At 74.0% G+C, this 2,215-nt stretch carries 1 protein-coding gene; it reads right to left on the reverse strand.

The genetic code is table 11. The features are described 5' to 3' along the window. Positions 1 to 2,215, reverse strand: a 2,215-nt coding sequence (locus tag ACFVJQ_RS45835) for a beta-ketoacyl synthase N-terminal-like domain-containing protein (RefSeq protein ID WP_385791929.1), incomplete at both ends; no start/stop codon positions are given.

The following is a 2,215-nucleotide window of genomic DNA, read 5'->3' on the forward strand; positions in this document are numbered from 1 at the left end:
AGGGCTGCGGCGAACACCGGGAAGGCGGCGTAGAGTTCGCGGCCCATCCCGGCCCGCTGGCTGCCCTGCCCGGAGAACAGGAACGCCAACCGGCCCTGTGCACGGTCCACGGAACCGGTGATGACCCGGCTGTCCGCCTCGCCCCGCGTGAGCGCGTCCAGCGCGTCCAGGAAGTCCGGCCGGTCCACCGCGACCACGGCGGCCCGGTCGTCCAGCGCCGCCCGCGAGGTGGCGAGCGAGAACGCCACGTCGGCCGTGGGGAGTTCGGGCCGCACCGAGACGAACGACCGCAGCCGCCCGGCCTGGGTGCGCAGGACGTCCGTGCCCTGCCCGGAGACGACCCACGGCACTGGTCCGGCCCATGCGCCGGGCGCCTCGGAGACGGCCGGGCCCTCCTCCACAGCGGGGGCCTGCTCGATGATCGCGTGGGCGTTGGTGCCGCTCACACCGAAGGACGACACACCAGCCCGGCGAGGCCGCCCGGTCTGCGGCCACTCCGCCGCCTCCCGCAGCAGCGACACCGCCCCGGCGGACCAGTCGACGTGCGGAGTCGGCTCGTCCACGTGCAGCGTCCTCGGCAGCACACCGTGGTGCATCGCCATCACCATCTTGATGACTCCGCCCACACCCGCCGCGGCCTGCGTGTGTCCGATGTTCGACTTCAAGGAGCCGAGCAGCAAGGGCCGTTCGGCCGCCCGGCCCTGCCCGTACGTGGCCAGCAGGGCCTGCGCCTCGATCGGGTCACCGAGCCTGGTGCCGGTGCCGTGCGCCTCGACGGCGTCCACGTCGGCGGCGGTCAGCCGGGCCCGGCCGAGCGCCTGCCGGATGACCCGCTCCTGCGAGGGACCGTTCGGGGCGGTCAGGCCGTTGCTGGCGCCGTCCTGGTTGACCGCCGTACCGCGCACGACGCCCAGGACCGGATGCCCGTTGCGGCGGGCGTCCGACAGCCGCTCCAGGAGCAGGACGCCCGCGCCCTCGCCCCAGCTGGTGCCGTCGGCCGAGGCGGAGAACGACTTGCTGCGGCCGTCGGGAGCGAGCCCCCGCTGCCGGCTGAACTCCACGAACGTCCCCGGGGAGGCCATGACGGTGACGCCGCCCGCGAGCGCGAGGGTGCACTCGCCGTCGCGGAGTGCCTGGACGGCCATGTGCAGGGCGACCAGCGAGGAGGAACAGGCCGTGTCGACGGTGACGGCAGGGCCCTCCAGACCGAGGGTGTACGCCACCCGGCCGGAGATCACGCTCGCCGCGGTGCCGGTGAGCAGGTACCCCTCGAAACCCTCGGGCGCCTCACTCATGCGCGGCCCGTACTCGTCCTGGGACGCCACACCGACGAAAACGCCTGCCTGGCTGCCGGCCACCGACCGCGGGTCGATCCCGGCCCGCTCGAACACCTCCCAGGAGGTCTCCAGCAGAAGTCGCTGCTGGGGGTCCATCGCCTGGGCCTCGCGCGGCGAGATCCCGAAGAACTCGGCGTCGAACTCGGCGGCGTCGTAGAGGAATCCGCCCTCACGGACGTACGACGTGCCCGCCCGCTCCGGATCGGGGTGGTAGAGCGCGTCGATGTCCCAGCCCCGGTCCGCCGGGAACACGGACACGGCGTCCCGGCCGTCGGCCAGCAGTTGCCAGAGGTCCTCGGGCGAGCGCACCCCGCCCGGGTAGCGGCAGGCCATGGACACGATGACGATCGGGTCGTCGTCGGCCGCGGCACCCGCCGGGACGGGCAGCGCGGAGCCGGACTCCGCCGGGCCATCGCCCTCCGCCCCGGTCGCCTGAGTGTGCAGGAAGCGGGCCAGCGCCTGCGGCGTCGGATGGTTGAAGACCAGCGTGGGCGGCAGCTTCAGGCCGGTCACGGCGACGAGCCGGTTGCGCAGCTCGACCGCGGTCAGCGAGTCGACACCGATGTCCTTGAAGGCGTGCGAGGCGTTCACCGCGTCCGCCGAGGCGTGCCCGAGCACAGCGGCGGCCTGCGTCCGCACCAGGTCCAGCAGCAGCCGCTGTGCCTCGGCCTCGGAGAGCCCCGACAGGTTCTGCGCCGTCCACGTCCCGTCGTCACCACCGGACGCGGCCGCTCCGGCCGCCGCCCGCAGATCCTGTACGTCCGGCAGGTCGGAGATCAGCCTGCTGGGCCGGGCGGCGGTGTACGCGGGCACGAATCGGGCCCAGTCGATGTGGGCGACGGTCACCGTCGGTTCGCCGCGTCCGACGGCCTGGCCCA

Source organism: Streptomyces sp. NPDC127197, assembly GCF_042672405.1.
GTDB classification, from domain to species: Bacteria; Actinomycetota; Actinomycetes; order Streptomycetales; family Streptomycetaceae; genus Streptomyces; species Streptomyces flavusporus.